At 69.1% G+C, this 16,134-nt stretch carries 13 protein-coding genes; 5 read left to right on the top strand and 8 right to left on the bottom strand.

Features of this window, described 5'->3' with window-relative positions:
* The first annotated feature begins 105 nt into the window (after positions 1 to 105).
* Positions 106 to 945 carry an NADase-type glycan-binding domain-containing protein gene (locus ACN469_RS21435; RefSeq protein ID WP_498770596.1) on the top strand — a complete coding sequence of 280 codons (840 nt, stop codon included), beginning with the start codon at positions 106 to 108 and terminating at the stop codon, positions 943 to 945.
* A 26-nt stretch (positions 946 to 971) separates the two neighbouring features.
* Here ACN469_RS21435 and ACN469_RS21430 read toward each other — a convergent pair whose 3' ends face one another.
* From ACN469_RS21430 to prfA, 4 genes are all read right to left on the bottom strand, one after another.
* On the bottom strand, positions 972 to 1,361 hold the full coding sequence (locus ACN469_RS21430) for a zf-TFIIB domain-containing protein (protein ID WP_498770595.1): 390 nt from the start codon (positions 1,359 to 1,361) through the stop codon (positions 972 to 974).
* A 149-nt stretch (positions 1,362 to 1,510) separates the two neighbouring features.
* Positions 1,511 to 2,782: a UDP-N-acetylglucosamine 1-carboxyvinyltransferase gene (gene murA, locus ACN469_RS21425; protein WP_498770594.1), complete on the bottom strand. Its 1,272-nt coding sequence runs from the start codon at positions 2,780 to 2,782 to the stop codon at positions 1,511 to 1,513.
* 14 nt (positions 2,783 to 2,796) lie between these two features.
* The gene (prmC, locus tag ACN469_RS21420; RefSeq protein ID WP_498770593.1) at positions 2,797 to 3,678 is read right to left on the bottom strand and encodes a peptide chain release factor N(5)-glutamine methyltransferase; all 882 of its coding nucleotides are present in this window, start codon (positions 3,676 to 3,678) and stop codon (positions 2,797 to 2,799) included.
* Positions 3,675 to 4,766, bottom strand: a complete 1,092-nt coding sequence (gene prfA / locus ACN469_RS21415) for a peptide chain release factor 1 (RefSeq protein WP_498770592.1) — start codon at positions 4,764 to 4,766, stop codon at positions 3,675 to 3,677. The genes prmC and prfA overlap by 4 nt, the downstream gene beginning before the upstream one ends.
* Positions 4,767 to 4,927: 161 nt before the next feature.
* Here prfA and ACN469_RS21410 point away from each other — a divergent pair, with 161 nt between their 5' ends.
* A complete protein-coding gene (locus tag ACN469_RS21410) occupies positions 4,928 to 5,050 on the top strand; it encodes a hypothetical protein (RefSeq protein ID WP_013941470.1) in 123 nt (40 codons plus the stop codon).
* Positions 5,051 to 5,058: 8 nt separating this feature from the next.
* Here ACN469_RS21410 and ACN469_RS21405 read toward each other — a convergent pair whose 3' ends face one another.
* On the bottom strand, positions 5,059 to 6,267 hold the full coding sequence (locus tag ACN469_RS21405) for a CapA family protein (RefSeq protein WP_498770591.1): 1,209 nt from the start codon (positions 6,265 to 6,267) through the stop codon (positions 5,059 to 5,061).
* A gap of 63 nt (positions 6,268 to 6,330) precedes the next feature.
* Here ACN469_RS21405 and ACN469_RS21400 point away from each other — a divergent pair, with 63 nt between their 5' ends.
* Both ACN469_RS21400 and ACN469_RS21395 read left to right on the top strand, forming a co-directional pair.
* Positions 6,331 to 7,146 carry a tetratricopeptide repeat protein gene (locus ACN469_RS21400; protein WP_141644800.1) on the top strand — a complete coding sequence of 272 codons (816 nt, stop codon included), beginning with the start codon at positions 6,331 to 6,333 and terminating at the stop codon, positions 7,144 to 7,146.
* Between the two features lie 3 nt (positions 7,147 to 7,149).
* Positions 7,150 to 8,571, top strand: a complete 1,422-nt coding sequence (locus ACN469_RS21395) for a hemolysin family protein (protein ID WP_498770590.1) — start codon at positions 7,150 to 7,152, stop codon at positions 8,569 to 8,571.
* Between the two features lie 28 nt (positions 8,572 to 8,599).
* On the opposite strand, the gene ACN469_RS21390 is transcribed toward ACN469_RS21395, so the two are convergent.
* Complete coding sequence (locus tag ACN469_RS21390) at positions 8,600 to 9,310, bottom strand: TapB family protein (RefSeq protein WP_498770589.1); 711 nt, start codon at positions 9,308 to 9,310, stop codon at positions 8,600 to 8,602.
* A gap of 335 nt (positions 9,311 to 9,645) precedes the next feature.
* On the opposite strand from ACN469_RS21390, the gene smc reads away from it, so the two are divergent.
* Positions 9,646 to 13,245, top strand: a complete 3,600-nt coding sequence (gene smc, locus ACN469_RS21385; RefSeq protein WP_498770588.1) for a chromosome segregation protein SMC — start codon at positions 9,646 to 9,648, stop codon at positions 13,243 to 13,245.
* 83 nt (positions 13,246 to 13,328) lie between these two features.
* On the opposite strand, the gene ACN469_RS21380 is transcribed toward smc, so the two are convergent.
* Complete coding sequence (locus ACN469_RS21380; protein ID WP_498770587.1) at positions 13,329 to 14,531, bottom strand: hypothetical protein; 1,203 nt, start codon at positions 14,529 to 14,531, stop codon at positions 13,329 to 13,331.
* A gap of 38 nt (positions 14,532 to 14,569) precedes the next feature.
* Positions 14,570 to 15,955, bottom strand: a complete 1,386-nt coding sequence (locus ACN469_RS21375) for an FHA and sigma-54 interaction domain-containing protein (RefSeq protein WP_498770611.1) — start codon at positions 15,953 to 15,955, stop codon at positions 14,570 to 14,572.
* Positions 15,956 to 16,134: the final 179 nt, after the last annotated feature.

Below are 16,134 nucleotides of genomic sequence, written 5' to 3'. Positions count from 1 at the left end.
CCGTGCTTTCATCCGTGTCGCAAAGCGGGCCCATGGGACCCTCTCGGCACGGCCTTCCCGGCCGGGGACTGGAGCCACCCGCGCGGAGCGATCCAAGATGGGGCCATGAGCCGCCTCCCCCTCGCCTTCTTGCTGCTCGCCTCCGCCGCTCCCGCCGCGTCCACCGCCCCTCCGGGGTATGCCCAGGCCGCTGACTACCTGGAGCGCGAGCGTCAGCCCGAGCGTTACTCGCCCCTCCACCTGCTCGACGGCCGCGACACCACCGCGTGGTGCGCCACCGGCGCCACCCCGGCCCCCGTCACCATCGGCTTCAAGGACGTCGTCACCATCGACGAGGTGCGCGTCTACACGGGGGATGGGACGGACAAGGCCGCGTACAAGGCCCACGCCCGCGCGAAGAAGCTCACCCTCACCAGCGTGGACTCCGCCAAGAGCCTCAAGGTGGAGGACAAGCGCGGCCTGCAGGCCGTCCCCATCAGCCCCGCCCTCACGGGCAACCGCTTCACGCTGGAGGTGGCCGAGCGCTTCCCCGGCGCCGACGAGGGCGCCCCGGTCTGCGTCACGGATTTGATCTTCTACTCGGGAGGCAAGGCGCTCAACGGCACGTGGCTCGCGCCGCGCCTGCGCTACGACTCGCGCCTGGCGCCCCTGTTGGGGACGTGGTTCAGCGGCATGTCGGGTGCCCCGGACAGGTTCCTGTCGTTCTACGTCGACGGGACGTACCGCTTCGCCCACGAGCCGCTGGAGGGCGGTGAGCCGAGCACCGTGACGGGCACGTATGCCCTGTCCGGTTCCCGCCTCACGCTGGAGGTGCCCAAGCGCGGAAAGATGACGGTGCGCCTCCAGAAGGCCGCCTCGGAAGGGGCCACCTCGGCGGGGTCGACGCTGGAACTCGACGGCGCGGTGGCCGAGGAGTGGGGCCGCGCCTTCCGCGGCCAACCCTGAACCGGAGCGACTGTCCGGCGGGCCGTCTAGAGGGCGGCCGCCTTCTTCTTCCCACCGAAGTGGCGGAAGAACACCATGATCTCCTCGACGGCGACCTTCACGTCGGTGGCGTCTTCAAACTCCGACTCCAGGAAGATGCCGCCGCAGGATTCACAGGTGTCGTAGTGGAGCGGATGCTGGCGGTCGCCGCCATCCACACGGACCAGATCAACCAGGCATTCGGGGCACTGCCCGGTCAATGCCTGTGCATCTACCTTGCCGCCCTGGCTCTCCAGCCCGGGGAGGTTGTTGTGGAGGAGGACCCGGTTCAGGTCCGCGACGTCAATCCACAGTCCGCCGCAATCTCCACACCTTCGCAACGTCTGGTCATCCCCCTCGAGATCAACCATCTCGACGTTGCAGCTGGGGCAATCCATGGCGCGGGTCAATCTCCTTCAATGGGGGACACGCGTCCCCAGTGGTTCGGAGAATGATAGGTCGTGAGAAATTTGGGATGCAACCCGGGTTGCCGCTTCTGTTGGCAACGCGCCTTCTGGGGTCGTCCGACCCCGTGTCCCCCAGTCTCTCAGGCCTTCGCTTTCACGCGCCGGATGTCCGCCCCCAGGGCGCGCAGCTTGCGCTCCAGCCGCTCGTAGCCGCGGTCCAGGTGGTAGACGCGGCTGACGTCCGTGCGCCCCTCGGCGCGCAGGCCCGCCAGGATGAGTGAAGCGCTCGCCCGCAGGTCCGTCGCCATGACAGGCGCGCCGCTGAGTGACTTCACACCCTTCACCACCGCCGTGTGCCCCTGGACGGTGATGTCCGCCCCCAGACGGTGCAGCTCCGGAACGTGCATGAAGCGGTTCTCGAAGATGTTTTCGCTGATGACGGATGTCCCATGGCTCACACACATGAGCGCCATGAGCTGGGCCTGCATGTCGGTGGGAAACCCAGGGTGTTCAGTGGTGGTGATGTTCACCGAGTGGAGGGTGCGGGGGGCCTTGCAGCGCAGGCCGCCCGCTTCGGCGGTGAGGGTGCACCCCGCCTCGCGCAGCTTGTCGATGACGGCGTCCAGGTGCTCGGGGACGGCGTGTTTCACCAGCACGTTGCCGCCGGAGATGGCCGCGGCCACCAGCAGGGTGCCCGCCTCGATGCGGTCCGGGAGGATGGCGTGGTCGACGGGCGTGAGGCCCTCCACGCCCTCGACGGTGATGATGGAGGTGCCGGCGCCTTCAATCCGGGCGCCCATCTTGTTGAGCACCCGGGCCAGCTCCTCGATTTCGGGCTCGCGCGCGCAGTTCTCCATCACCGTGCGGCCCTTGGCGAGCACCGCCGCCATCAGCACGTTCTCCGTGCCGGTGACGGTGATGACGTCGAAGTTGACGGTGCCGCCCTTGAGCTGCTTCGCCCGGGCCTCCACGTAGCCCTCCGTCAGGTGGATGTCCGCGCCCAGGGCCTTGAGGCCCTTGAGGTGCTGGTCGATGGGGCGCGCGCCGATGGCGCACCCGCCGGGCATGGACACCCGCGCGCGACCGAAGCGCGCGACGAGCGGGCCCAGCACCAGCACGCTGGCGCGCATCGTCTTGACCAAATCATAGGGGGCCTCCGGGGTGATGGCCCCGTTGACACCCACCTCGCACACGTCCTTCTTCCGGCCGGTGAGCCGCTCCGCGTCGCAGCCCATGGTGCGCAGCACCTTGAGCATGGTGACCACGTCGGCCAGGTCCGGCACGTTGCGGAAGGTGGAGGTGCCATCCGCCAGCAGCGCGGAGGCGAGGATGGGCAGCGCCGCGTTCTTCGCGCCCGAGACGACGACCTCGCCGTGCAGCTCGGCGCCGCCCTTCATGACAATCTTGTCCATGCTGTTTCCGGCCCTCAGCCCTGTGGCCCGCTGGCCGCGGGCTGTGTCCCAAATGCCATGCGTTCCCGCCGCTCCAGGTCCTTCTCCACGCGCGCGTCGGCGTAACCGGCCGCGCGCAGCAGCTCCAGGACAGCGGGGCCCTGCGTCTCGCCCATCTCCAATGCAAGGAGGCCGCCAGGCTCCAGCCACTTGCGCGCCTCCGTCACCACCCGTCGGAGGGCGACCAGCCCGTCCTTCCCACCGTCGAGCGCCAGCTTGGGCTCGCGTCGCACCTCCGCGGACAGGCCGGGAATCTCGTGCGAGGCGATGTAGGGCGGGTTGGAGACGACGACGTGGAAGCGTGCGTCGGCGGGCAGCGGGGAGAACAGGTCGCCCTGGAGCACCGTCACCCGCTCGGAGACCTTGAGCGTCTCCGCGTTCTCCTTCGCCAGGGCGCAGGCGTCCGGAGACAGGTCCGTGGCTGTCACGGCGAGCAGGGGCCGCTCGGCCGCGAGGCTGATGGCGATGCAGCCGGAGCCCGTGCACACGTCGAGCGCGCGCGCGGGTGCGTCCTTGGGCAAAACCTGGAGCGCCGCCGCGACGAGCAGCTCCGTCTCCGGCCGGGGGATGAGCACGCGGGCGTCCACCTTGAAGGCGCGGTTGTAGAACTCGCGCGTTCCGGTGAGGTACTGCGTGGGCTCGCCCGCCATGCGCCGTTCAATCAGCGCGCGGAAGGCGGTCAGCTCCTCCTTGGACAGGGGGCGGTCCAGGTCCACGTACAGCCGCACGCGCCCCGTTTTCAGCACGTGCGACAGGAGGATCTCCGCCGTGAGTCGCGGCGCATCCACCTGCCGCTTCTCGAAGTGCTGCGTCGTCCAGGTGAGGACCTTGCGGATGGTCCAGGGCTCGCTGCTCATGCTTCGGACTGGGGCCTCGGGCCGCCCATCTGAGCCTTGAGCGCCTCCGCCTGGTAGAAGGTGCGGCAGGCGGTGATGATGTCCTCGATGTCGCCCATCATCACGGCGGGCAGGTTGTGCACCGTCAGGCTGATGCGGTGGTCCGTCAGCCGGTCCTGCGGGAAGTTGTAGGTGCGGATCTTCTCGCTGCGGTCGCCGGTGCCCACCTGCGAGCGGCGCGTGGAGTCGCGCTCGGCGCGGATGCGCTCCTGCTCCATCTCGTAGATCTTCGCGCGCAGCATGCGAAGGGCCATGTTGTAGTTCTTCAGCTGGCTCTTCTCCTGCTGGCACTTCACGACGATGCCCGTGGGCCGGTGGGTGAGGCGCACCGCGGAGTCCGTCGTGTTGACGCTCTGCCCGCCCGCGCCGGTCGAGCGCATCGCCTGTCGGTCGATGTCCGCCTCGTTGAGCTTCACGTCCACTTCCTCGGCCTCGGGCATGACGGCCACGGTGATGGTGGAGGTGTGGATGCGGCCCTGCGTCTCCGTCGCCGGCACGCGCTGGACGCGGTGCACCCCGGACTCGTACTTCAGGTTGCTGAAGACGGCGTCGCCGGACAGCGTCACGGTGGCGTCCTTCACCCCGCCCGCGTTGCCCGCGCTCATGTCGATGATGTCCGCCTTCCAGCCCCGTCGGTCCGCGTACCGGAGGTACATCTGCATGACCTCCTCCGCGAACAGCGCCGCCTCGTCGCCACCCGCGCCCGCGCGGATTTCCAGGATGACGTTCTTCTCGTCATTCGGGTCCTTGGGCAGCAAGAGCAGCTTGAGCGAGCTCTCCAGGGTGTCGCGCTGATCCTTCAGGCCAGGGAGGGCCTCGCGCGCATAGCCCTTCTCGTCGGCGCTGCCGGCGTCGAGCCAGACCTCCACTTCCTTGAGGTCGGCGAGGACCTGGCGGTACGTGCGAAACGTGTCCACCAGCTTCTCCAGGCCCGCCCGCTCCTTGGAGACCTTCTGAAGCCTCGCCGAGTCGGCGAGGACGTCGGGGTTCGACAGGTCCGCGGTGAGGCGTTCGAACCGGCGCTCGACGTCTTCAAGTTTGTCAATCATCGTCGTTCCAGGGGGTATTGCCCCTTTGTCCGGCTGCTGGCAAGGGAGGACGGAGTCAAGAAATTCCTTGGCCGCTCGGGCGGTAGCATGAAAGAAGGGCCGCCCTCACCGCCGGATCCACTTGGCGGTCGGTCTCACATCACCACACGGAGTCCTTCCACATGCCCGCCCAGAAGGGAAATCGTTCCAAGAAGAAGGTCGCCAACCGTGCCAAGGGCCGTAAGGCCCAGCTGAAGCGCCGCCGCAGCCGCGCCAAGAAGGGCCAGTCCAACAACAAGGTCTGACCCTCCGGTTACTCCCTCCCGCCAGTCGCGGGGGAGGGAGACGGCCTTGCCCACGGCTCCAACTCGGGGAGCATCCGCTCCACCCCGGACGAGCTGTTGGCCAGGAGTCGCAGCACCTCCTCGGCCGCCTCCCCGGTGACGGGTACGGGCTGGAAGGGGAGCTCCGGAAAGCGGTCCGTGCGCAGCGGCAAGACCTCGCTGGAGAGGTAGCCCCCCGGACCGAAGCGGCCCTTCCACAGGGCGCCCCGCTTGTCGCGCGGGTTCCAGTTGCCTCCAAAGACGAAGTTCCCCAGCGAGTAGACGACGGGCGCTCCCCGGTGCAGCTCCATGGCCTGGAGCACGTGGGGGTGGCTGCCCAGCACGCCCGCCGCTCCCGCGTCGATGGCGGCGTGGGCCAGTCTCACCTGGTAGGGCTCCGGCACGTAGGTCCCCTCGCGGCCCCAGTGGAAGAAGGGCAGCACCACGTCCGCCTGGTGCTTCGCGGCGAGGATGTCCTCGCGCAGCATGCGCTCCATGGCGTCCACGTCGGAGAAGTGGCCGGCGACCCCCGGCGTCGTCTCCGTGGCGTAGACCTCCGGCGGCTCGATGTTGCGCTCGCCCAGGAAGAAGTACCCCAGGAGGGCGACCTTGACTCCGCCCACGGTGAGGAGGGCGGGGCGGCGCGCCTCGGCGAGCGTCCTGCCCGCGCCGAAGTAGGGGATTCGGGCGGCCTCCAGCGTCACCAGCGTGTCCACCAGCCCCTGGGCGCCGTAGTCCATGAGGTGGTTGTTGGCCAGGCTGACGACGTCCACGCCTCCCGCGACGAGCGCGCCCACCAGCTCCGGCCGCGCGCGGAAGTTGAAGTTCTTGGCCAGCTTCTCGCCGCCCTCGGTGAAGGGGCACTCCAGGTTGACGACGAAGAGGTCGGCCGCGTCGCCCAGGGCGCGGACCTCCTTGAAGCCGTAGGCGAGCATCTCCTCGCGGGAGCGGCCCTTGGCCACCTGGTCGTCGAAGTACTTCTGGTGGTTATGACCCAGCGTCACGTCCCCACCGACCACCAGGGTGATGGGTCGGGTGGGGGGCCCGGCGTCCAGGGGGCTGGTCGCTTCCGGGCTGGCGGGAGGGCCGGCGTCCTCTGGAGAACGGGGCTCCACGGAGGGGGTCGGAGCCTCCGGAATGGGGGCGGGGCGGGGATGACAGGCGGACAACAGGAGGAGCAGGAGGGCGGCGTGGCGCATGGACGGAGGGAAACTCTACCTTGCACCCTTCGTTGCGCGACGCGTAGATTGCCCGGCGCTCTCATGGCCCGGGAAAAGGACAACATCGCGCTCTCCGACGAGCACAACACTCGTGGAATCGAGCTGGCGGACCGGGGTTGGCTGGACGAGGCCATCAAGGAGTTCAAGAAGGCCATCGACCTGGACCCGAGCTCGGCGCACGCGCACGACAACCTGGCCACCGTCTACGCGGAGAAGAAGCTCTTCCGCGAGGCGCTGACCGAGTACCTCACCGCCCTGAAGCTGGAGCCGGAGAGCGCCACGGCGCACTACAACCTGGCTTGCTTCCTCTCCACGCACGCCGGGGAGATGGCGGTGGAGGAGTACAAGGAAGCCATCGAGTTGGATCCGGAGTACCCGGACGCGCACCTCAACCTGGGCCTCACGTACGCGGACCAGGGCCGGGTGGAAGAGGCGATGCGCGAGCTGCAGGCGGCCATCGAGTTGGATCCCCAGGACGCGTTCCCCCGGCACGAGCTGGCGGCGCTGATGATGGACGAGGGCGACTACCGCTCGGCCATTACGCTCTTGAAGGACGTGGTGCGGCTGGAGCCGGACAACTTCGAGGCGCAGCTGGACCTGGGCATCTGCTACGCGCAGAAGGGCTTCTACGCGGAGGCCGAGCGCGCTTACGAGCGGGCTCGCGCGCTGAACGCGGAGGACCTGCTGCTCAACTACAACCTGTCGGCGCTGTACGCCCTGTGGGGCCGGCCGAAGGACGCGGTGCAGTACCTGAAGGCGGCGCTCACGGCGGACCGTCAGAAGGTGATGGGGTGGCTGTCCACGGACCCCATGTTCGACGCCCTCAAGGGCGACGCCGACTTCGACGCCTTGTTCTGAGCCATGGGAATGGAATGGGTGTTCCTGGGGCTGGCGATCCTCCTGGTCTTCGCCAACGGCTTCTTCGTGGCGACCGAGTTCGCCATCGTGAAGATTCGCGCCACGCGCCTGCAGTCGCTCGTGGACGAGGGCACGCCGGGCGCCGCGCAGGCGCTGCGGATGGTGGAGAAGCTGGACGCGTACCTGTCCGCCACGCAGTTCGGAATCACCCTGGCCTCGCTGGGCCTGGGCTGGCTGGGTGAGCCCGCCTTCGCCAAGCTGCTGGAGCCCGTGCTGACGAAGCTGGTGCCCGAGGGCGCGAGCCCCACGCTGGCTCACACCGTGTCGGTGGTCATCGGCTTCAGCATCATCACCTTCCTGCACATCGTCCTGGGAGAGCTGGCGCCCAAGAGCCTGGCGATTCAGCGCGCGGAGGCGACCTCGCTGGCCGTGGCGCTGCCGATGCGGGCGTTCTACTTCCTCTTCTATCCGGCCATCGTCCTGCTCAACGGGCTGGCGGCGTGGGTACTGCGGGTCTTCGGCCTCCACTCGGTGGGAGAGGCGCACGAGGCGCACAGTGAGGACGAGCTGCGCGTCATCCTCCACAGCTCCGCGCAGGCGGGGGCGATTACGACGGCGCGCGCGGAGTTGCTCGAGCGCGCGCTGGAGATGGCGCAGAAGACGGCGCGGCAGGTGATGGTGCCGCGAAACCAGGTGAAGTTCCTGGATGTGGAGGAGCCGCTGGAGAAGTGCATCGCTGACGCGCGCGCCGCGGGGCACACGTGGCTGCCGGTGTGCCGGGGCAACCTGGACGAGGTGGAGGGCGTGGTGAACGCCAAGGACCTCTTCTTCCTGCTGTCGCGTGGCGAGCTGCGCAGCCTGGCGCAGGTGCAGCGGCCGGTGCTCTTCATCCCGGAGAACGCGACGCTGGAGCAGCTGCTCGCGGAGTTCCGCCGACGTCGCCGTCAGACGGCCCTGGTCGTGGACGAGCACGGTGGCACGTCGGGCCTCGTCACCATCTCCGACGTGGTGGCGGAGGTCGTGGGCGACGTGGCGGAGCTGGGGCGGCGGATGGATGAGGTCCGCTCGCTGCCGGGCGGGCGCTTCGAGCTTCCTGGCACCGCGCAGTTGGATGACCTGGAGGAGCGGCTCGACGTCAGCTTCGACCTGGACGAGGACGAAGAGGGCGAGGTGACGACCATCGCCGGCTTCCTGATGACGAAGCTGGGGCGCGTCCCGGAGAAGGGGGACTCGCTGCGGCTGGATATGTGGCGAATCCTGGTGGAGGAGGTGGACGGGCCCCGCGTGGTGCGCGTGACGGTGGAGCCCCAGTCCCGCCCCGCCCCTCGCTCGTCCTCGGAGACGCCGTCGTCAGGCCCGGGAGAGCCTCAGCAGGGCACCCCGGGCGAGACACCCCCCGCCTCGTCGGGCGGAGAGTCCACGTAGCGTTCAGTCCCGGGCACCCGGGCTCCGTTCAGGGCGCCGAGGGCACCTTCGTGTCGGCCGCGGCCTTCTTCACCGGCCGCTTCGCCTTGCCGGAGGACTTGGCCTGCACGGGCTGGGGACGCTCCACCTTGAGCAATTCCAGATCCGTGCCCTCGGCCGTGGCCAGCTTGAGGATGCCCACGCCCGGGGCGAACCAGATGTGGCTCTCCATGGAGCGGCCCTCGGAGCCGGGGCGGCTGGCGCGCGCGGTGACGATGTTCTTCACCTTCAGCGCCTTGAACGTCCCGGCCGCCACCGTGACTTCCTCCTCGCCCACGACGGTCGACTCCTTGTCGAACGTGGTGGCGATGATGGGCCGGATGCCGTTCGTCTTGCCCACGGGGGGCTGGAGCTTCACCGACAGGCTGTTCTTCCACGTGCCGCCGGGCACCATGCTCGTCAGCGCGGGAACCGCCATGCCTTCCGAACTCACGACCTGCACATCCATGCCGGACGCGGACAGGAGCGTGCCCTCCAGGCCGCCCAGGCCCGTGCTCATGCCCGCGGCGGTGCAGGTGGCGTCCGTCTCGCCCTGGCGGCCCTTGAGCTTCACGACGACCTTGCCGCGCAGCCCCTCGGGCGTGGGCGTCACGTCGTGGGTGCTGAGCACCATCTCCGACGACCTGCCTGCCCGGTAGGTGAGCGTCAGCCCTTCTTCCAGCGGGAAATACGGGTGGGGGCAGGAGGCCGGGGCTTCCACCGCCTGCGTGTCAGACCGGGGTGTTACCTCCGGCGTAGGGGACGCTCCCAGGAGGAGCGTCAGGGCAAGAAAGGGCTGGTACGTACGCAACCTCCAGAAAAGTCAATGGGAAGGTAGGGTGGGGCGGCCAGGGTGCAAGTCCAAGAGAGGACCCTCCTGTCAGCCAATGGCCCATTTGAAGGGCAAGCAGCCGAACGTATGGCCACGCGTGGCATGGTCACGCTTGATCGCCTGGATGGCGGCTGGTACTCCTGCTGATCGTTCCGAGGCCGATTTTTCGGCCTCGCGCTCACTTTTCATCTCGTAACTCGCGCCCCTTCCAGGAGCCCGCTGGCATGCGTATCAAGCGGTTGGACATCACCGGCTTCAAGTCGTTCATGGAGCGGAGCGTCTTCACCTTCGACGAAGGCGTCACCGGCATCGTCGGCCCGAACGGCTGTGGAAAGTCCAACGTCGTGGACGCCATCCGCTGGGTGATGGGAGAGCAGAGCGCGAAGAACCTCCGTGGCCGTGGCATGGAGGACGTCATCTTCAACGGCTCGGAGAACAAGCCGCCCCTGTCCATGGCGGAGGTGTCGCTCACCTTCCTGGTGGATGACACGGACCAGCTGTCGCCCCAGTACCAGGGCTACTCGGAGATCACCGTCACGCGGCGCCTGTTCCGCAACGGGGACTCGGAGTACCTCATCAACAAGACGCTGTGCCGGCTCCTGGATATCACCGAGCTGTTCCTCGGCACGGGCGTGGGCACCAAGGCCTACTCCATCATCGAGCAGGGCCGCGTCGGCCTCATCGTCTCCAGCAAGCCGGAGGACCGGCGCCACCTGCTGGAGGAGGCCGCGGGCGTCACCAAGTACAAGGCCCGCCGCAAGGCCGCCGAGCGGAAGATGGAGGCCACCGAGGCCAACCTCCTGCGCGTGACGGACATCACCAGCGAGCTGGAGAAGCGGCTGGACGCGCTGTCGCGCCAGGCGAAGAAGGCGGAGAAGTACAAGAAGCTCAAGCAGCGCATGCGGGACATCGACCTGCACGCGGCCAGCCACCGCCACCTGGAGCTGCTGGCGGAGAAGCAGGTCCTCCAGTCGCGCCTGCAGAACCTGGGCTCCGAGGAGCGCGAGAGCCTGGACCGGGTGAAGGAGCTGGAGGAGGCCATCACCCGGCGCCGCGCGGAGCTGGACGCGGAGGCCGCCGCCCTCCAGACGCTGGCCGCGGAGGTGCACGCGCTCGAGAGCTCCGTGCAGCGCGACACGCAGGAGCTGGCCTACGGCCGCCGTGACTACGAGGAGACGAACAGCCGCGTGACGCAGGCTCGCGCGGAGCTGGACGGGCTCCTGGCGCGGCAGGCGGAGATGTCCGACGCCATGGCCGCCCGCGAGGCGGAGCTGTCCGGCATCGCCGGCTCGTGGAAGGAGGACGAGGTGGCCATGCAGGTGGCGCAAGAGGAGCTGCGCCGCGTCAACCACCTCCAGACGGAGGTGGCCCTGCGCCTGGAGCAGGAGCGCGCCGGGCTGGTGGCGGTAGCCACCCGGTTGGCCAACCACGAGAGCAACCTGGTCAACCTGGCCCGCCAGCGCACGGACCTGGAAGCGCGCCGGGCCAAGCTCCAGGCGGAGCTGGACGGGCTGCGCGCCCAGGAGACGGAGCTGGAGTCGGTGCGCGGCGACGTGGCGAAGCGGGTGGAGGACACCCGGCACCTCGCCGCGGAGCTGGCCGAGCGCAAGGGGCAGGAGGAGGAGGCCCTCACCCGCACCCGGGCGACCTTCACGGAAAACGAAATCCAGGTCATCGCCCTGCGCGAGGAGCTGAGCGACAAGCGCAGCCGGCTGTCGTCCCTGGAGGACATCCAGAAGAACTACGACGGGTTCGACCGGGGCGTGCGCGCCGTCATGATGCGCGCCGGCACGGTGGCCCGGGAGCAGGGCATCTTCGGCCTCGTCGCGGACGTGCTCACCGTCACCCCGCGTTACGAGCGCGCCGTGGAAGCGGCCCTGGGTGAGCGGCTCCAGCACGTCATCGTGGAGAGCCGCGACAAGGGCGTGGAGCTGGTGGAGTACCTCAAGGGCCACGCGGAGGGCCGAGGCAGCTTCCTGCCCGTGCCCATGCTGGACACGCTGCAGCCCGCGCTGGAGCCGGACTTCGAGCGTCCGGGAGTGCTTGCCCACGCGCTGCGCGAGGTGACGTGCGAAGAGGCCCTGGCACCCGTGGTGCGGATGCTGCTGGGCGACGTGGTCATCGTCCAGGACCTGGCGTCGGCGCGCGCGTACTCGGAGGCTGGTGGCCCGCCGTGCACGCTCGTCACGCAGGAGGGCGAGGTCTTCCGCGCGGACGGGACGATTATCGGCGGTGAGCGCGAGGGCGCGGCGGTGGGCGCGCTCCAGAAGAAGCGCGAAATCGCCGAGCTGGCCACCGAGGTGGCCCGGGTGGAGGAGCGCTACAACGAAATCCTCACCCGGCACTACACGCTCCAGAAGCAGATGGGGCACACCGAGGGCGTCCTCAAGGGGCTGGCGAAGAACCAGCACGCCGAGGAGGTCAACCTCGCCAGCCAGGAGAAGGACCTGCACAAGGCGGGTGAGGACCTGGCGAAGGTGCGCGAGCGCCTGCGGGCCCAGGAGCTGGAGGACGGGCAGCTCGGTCAGAGCCACATGGCGCTGGCCAACGAGGAGGAGACGAGCCGGGGCGAGGTGGCCCACGGCCAGACGGACCGCGAGGCGCGCGAGGAGCGCGTCCGGCAGCTCTCCTCCGACCAGGAGTCGCTGCGCCAGCGCTCCGAGTCCGCCAACGGTGAGCTGACGGGCCTGCGCATCAAGGTCGCCGCCGGCAGCGAGCGCGGCGAGTCCGCGCGCAAGGAGCTGGACAGCCTGGTGACGCAGCGCCGGGAGATGGAGACGCGCGTGGCGCGCCTCCAGGCGACGCTGGCCGAGGGTGGCTCGCGCACCGATGAGCTGGCGCGGCGCACCGCGGAGACGGAAGCGGGGCTGGCCCAGCGCGTGGAAGAGCACCGCGTGGCCGCGGAGGGCCTGGAGGGGCGGCGCACCGCGCACACCACGGCCTCCACGGAGGTGCGGGAGCAGGACGCCCAGTTCCGCGAGCTGCGCGGCCGGGTGGAGGAGCTGATGCAGGGGCTGTCCCAGATTTCGCTGCGCGAGCGCGAGATTGCCCTGGAGCTGGAGCACCTGTCGGCCGGCATCCGCGAGCGGCACCAGGTGGACCTGGCGCTGGAGCTGCACCGCTACCACCTGCTGCCTTCGCTGGCCCCGGAGACGGAAGCCGAGCTGAAGGACCTGCGCGCCCAGGTGGAGAAGATGGGGGAGATCAACCTCACCGCCATCGACGAGCACGCGGAGCTGTCCAAGCGCTTCGACTTCCTCATCGCGCAGAAGACGGACCTCCAGTCCTCCATGGAGCAGCTGCGCGAGGCGATTACGCGCATCGACGCCACCAGCCGCGAGCGCTTCAAGCAGACCTTCGACGTGGTGAACGAGAAGTTCCAGGCCATCTTCCCCCGCCTGTTCGGCGGCGGGCGGGCCAGCCTCGTCCTCACCAATGACGGCCCCAACGGCGAGCCGGGCGTGGAGATCGTCGCCCAGCCGCCGGGCAAGAAGCTCCAGAGCGTCAACCTGCTCTCCGGTGGCGAGAAGGCCCTCACCGCCGTGGGCCTCATCTTCGGCATCTTCCTCATCAAGCCCACGCCCTTCTGCCTCCTGGACGAGGTCGACGCGCCGTTGGATGAGGGCAACGTGGGCCGCTACAACGACATGGTGAAGGAGATGAGCAGCCAGTCGCAGTTCATCCTCATCACCCACAACAAGCGGACCATGGAGGTCTCCAACACCCTCTACGGTGTCACCATGGAGGAGCCGGGTATCTCCAAGCTCGTCAGCGTGCGCATCAGCGAGGCCAGCGCCGCCAACGACGACAAGGTCAGCGCCTAGTCTTCACGGCGCCGGAAACACAGAAGGCGCGGGTCCCGGAAGTTCGGGTCCCGCGCCTTCGTGCTTTTCAGCCCTGCTGGGGACTACTTGCCCTTGTAGGACTTCTTCGGGCAGGCCTTCTGGTCCGCATCCGCGCGGGCCTGGGCGGCCGTCAGGTCCTTCTGGGTGTTCGTCAAAGCCGTCTGGCTGGCCGTCTCCACCGGCGTCCAACCCTCGGCGTCCGTCGTCTTCAGCTCCTGCACCAGCGCCACGGAGGCCTGGTCCACGGACTGCTGAGCCTCCAGCGCCTTCACCCAGCTCTGCGCGGCCTCCACCAGCGCGGTGCACTTGCCGGCCAGCTCGTCGAACAGCTTGTAGTCCTTGGTCTTCTGGTACTTGGCCACCACGGCCTCGAAGGACTCGGCGGCCGCCGCGCGGGCACCGAAGGCGATGGCCGCGTCCGCGGCGCGCTGGTTGCGGACGACCTCGAGCTGGAAGAAGCGCAGCTGGGGAGGCAGCGCGCTGGCGGCCTCGGTGGCGCCCGAGTTGAAGTGGACGAAGCGGTGCGGATAGCTCAGCTTGTCCGTGGCCAGCTTGGCGGGCACGGCGACGACCTTCGTCTTGAGGCACGCGGCGAGCTGGTCACCCTCGGTGCTCCCGGAGGCGTCGAACGTCACCTCGGCGACGGGCTGGCCCTTGGTGAGCGTCATGTGGGACGTCAGCACCGGGGGCGTCTGCGACTTGTAGTTGGCGTAGCAGTCGCACCAGCCCTGCTGGGCCAGGCGGACGGCGCCGGAGAAGTCCGAGCCGTCGTTGACGCCGAACTTCACCGTGGCGCTGGCCGTGGTGTCGTGCTCGAAGGTCGCCGTGGACTCCAGCGGCTGTGCGCCCTTGGACAGGGGCTGCGGCTTGACGAGCTTGTCCACCACGGCCTGGATGCACTGGGTGCCCGTGGGGGTGAGGTTCTCCCCCGTGATTGCGTGCGTGGCGCCCGCGTCCGTCACGGTGGTCTTCACCGTGGCCACCGTCTTCTCTGCGGGGCCCCGGTTCTGCGGGGACACGAGACACTCCAGCACTTCCGGCCGGGTGGTGAGCATGGCGCCCACCAGCACGCCCTGGTTGGACGGCGGCAGGTTCAGCTCGCGCGGGAAGCAGGTGGCCACGTCGAACGCGGGCTGATTGCCAATGCGCACGCGCTCCTCGGTGGTCTGCGGCTTGCCAGCCGTGTCGGCGCTCTCGGTGGGCTTCTGCTGACCGGCGCAGGCGGCGGTGAAGACGACGGAGGCTACGACGAGACGACGCAACATGCGGTTGTTCTCCCTGGGGTGGAACTGCGAGGGGGCACTCACTTCTCCAGGCCCTCGGCGTTCTTGAGGTCCTTGAGGCGAAGCCCGTTCTTCTTGAGCAGGCGGTAGAGGCTCTGCATGGACAACCCGGTGCGCTGCTCGGCGGCCTTCATGTCGAAGCCCACCGTGCGCATCACCTCGGCGAAGTAGAGGCGCTCGAAGTCGGCCAGCACCCTGTCCTTCGCCTCGTGGTACGGCATGCCGGTGACGAGCGTGGCCACGTGGGTGCCGGGCGGCTGGCCCTCCGGGCGGCGCGACGGCTGGGCGAGGAAGTCCAGCCAGCTGGTGTTGCCCGTCTCCTCCATCAGCGCGCCGCGCTCCAGCACGTTGCGCAGCTCGCGCACGTTGCCCGGCCAGTCGTAGCCCTCGAAGAGCGCGAGCGTCTGGGGCGTCAGCGTCACGCTGGCGCGCAGCGTCTGGGACAGGGCCTGCGCCAGCGAGGGAAGGTCCTCGCGACGGGTGCGCAGGGGCGGCAGGCGCACGCGCGCGACGGCCAGGCGGAAGTACAGGTCCGCGCGGAAGCGGCCCTGGCGCACGTCCTCCTCCAGGTTGCGGTGCGTGGAGGCGATGACGCGCACGTCCACCGGCACCGGCTGGCCGTCCAGCGAGGGCACCTCGCGCGCGTCCAGCACGCGCAAGAGCTTGCCCTGCACCATCAGCGGCAGCTCGCCCACCTCATCCAGGAAGAGGGTGCCTCCCCGGGCGGCCTCGAAGACGCCGCGCGCCTCCTTGTCCTCCGGGTCGCTCGCGCGCAGGCCACCGAACAGCTCCCGCTCCGCCTTCTCCTCGGAGATGAGGTTGCAGTCGACCACCTTGAAGGGGCCGTGACGCCGCGACGAGTGCTGATGCACCGCGCGCGCCGCCAGCTCCTTGCCGGTGCCCGTCTCGCCCTCGATGAGCAGGCTCATGTCCTCGCGGGCCACGCGCCGCAGCTCCGTGAAGACCCAGCGCATCTTCTCCGAGGAGCCCACCAGCGCGCCGAAGGACTCGGCCCCCGCCAGCTCCACCTCGGTGGGCTTGGCGGCCACCTTCACGGCCAGCTTCGTCTTGCCGAGCTCGACCTTGTCGCCGCGCCCCAGGTACGCCTGGAGCACCTGTCGCCCGTCGAGGAAGGTTCCGTTGCGGCTGCCGGTGTCGCGCAGCAGCAGTCCGCGCGGCGTGCGCTCCACCTCGAGGTGGCGGCGGCTCACCGTGGTGTCCGTCAACACCAGGTCGCTCGCGGGGTCCGAGCCCACCCGCACCAAGCCATCCTGGGTGGTCACCTTCTTGCCCTTGTCGGGGCCAGACACCACCTCCACGGTCCACTCGTGAATGGGGATGCGGGTGGTGCGGCCTTCGTCTTTGTCCGTCTGGGTGGTCTGGGTGACCTCGGGCCTGGGTTCCATCATGGGTCCTCTTTAGGTGCGAGGGGACCGGGCGGGCAAGCCCGACGCACCATCTGCTCGTGCCCCATCGGCTCAGGGCAACAAGAGTGGAAGATTCTTCCTGGAGGGCTGTTGCACGCGAGCCTCCCTCGGAAGAATAAAAGCCCCGAGCGCGGGGCCCGGAGTCGGGGAGACAGCGG

It is taken from the genome of Corallococcus terminator (assembly GCF_049194865.1).
GTDB classification, from domain to species: domain Bacteria; phylum Myxococcota; class Myxococcia; order Myxococcales; family Myxococcaceae; genus Myxococcus; species Myxococcus terminator_A.
The sequence above is the reverse complement of the archived record's forward strand: the minus strand, read 5'-3'. Positions and strand labels throughout refer to the sequence as shown.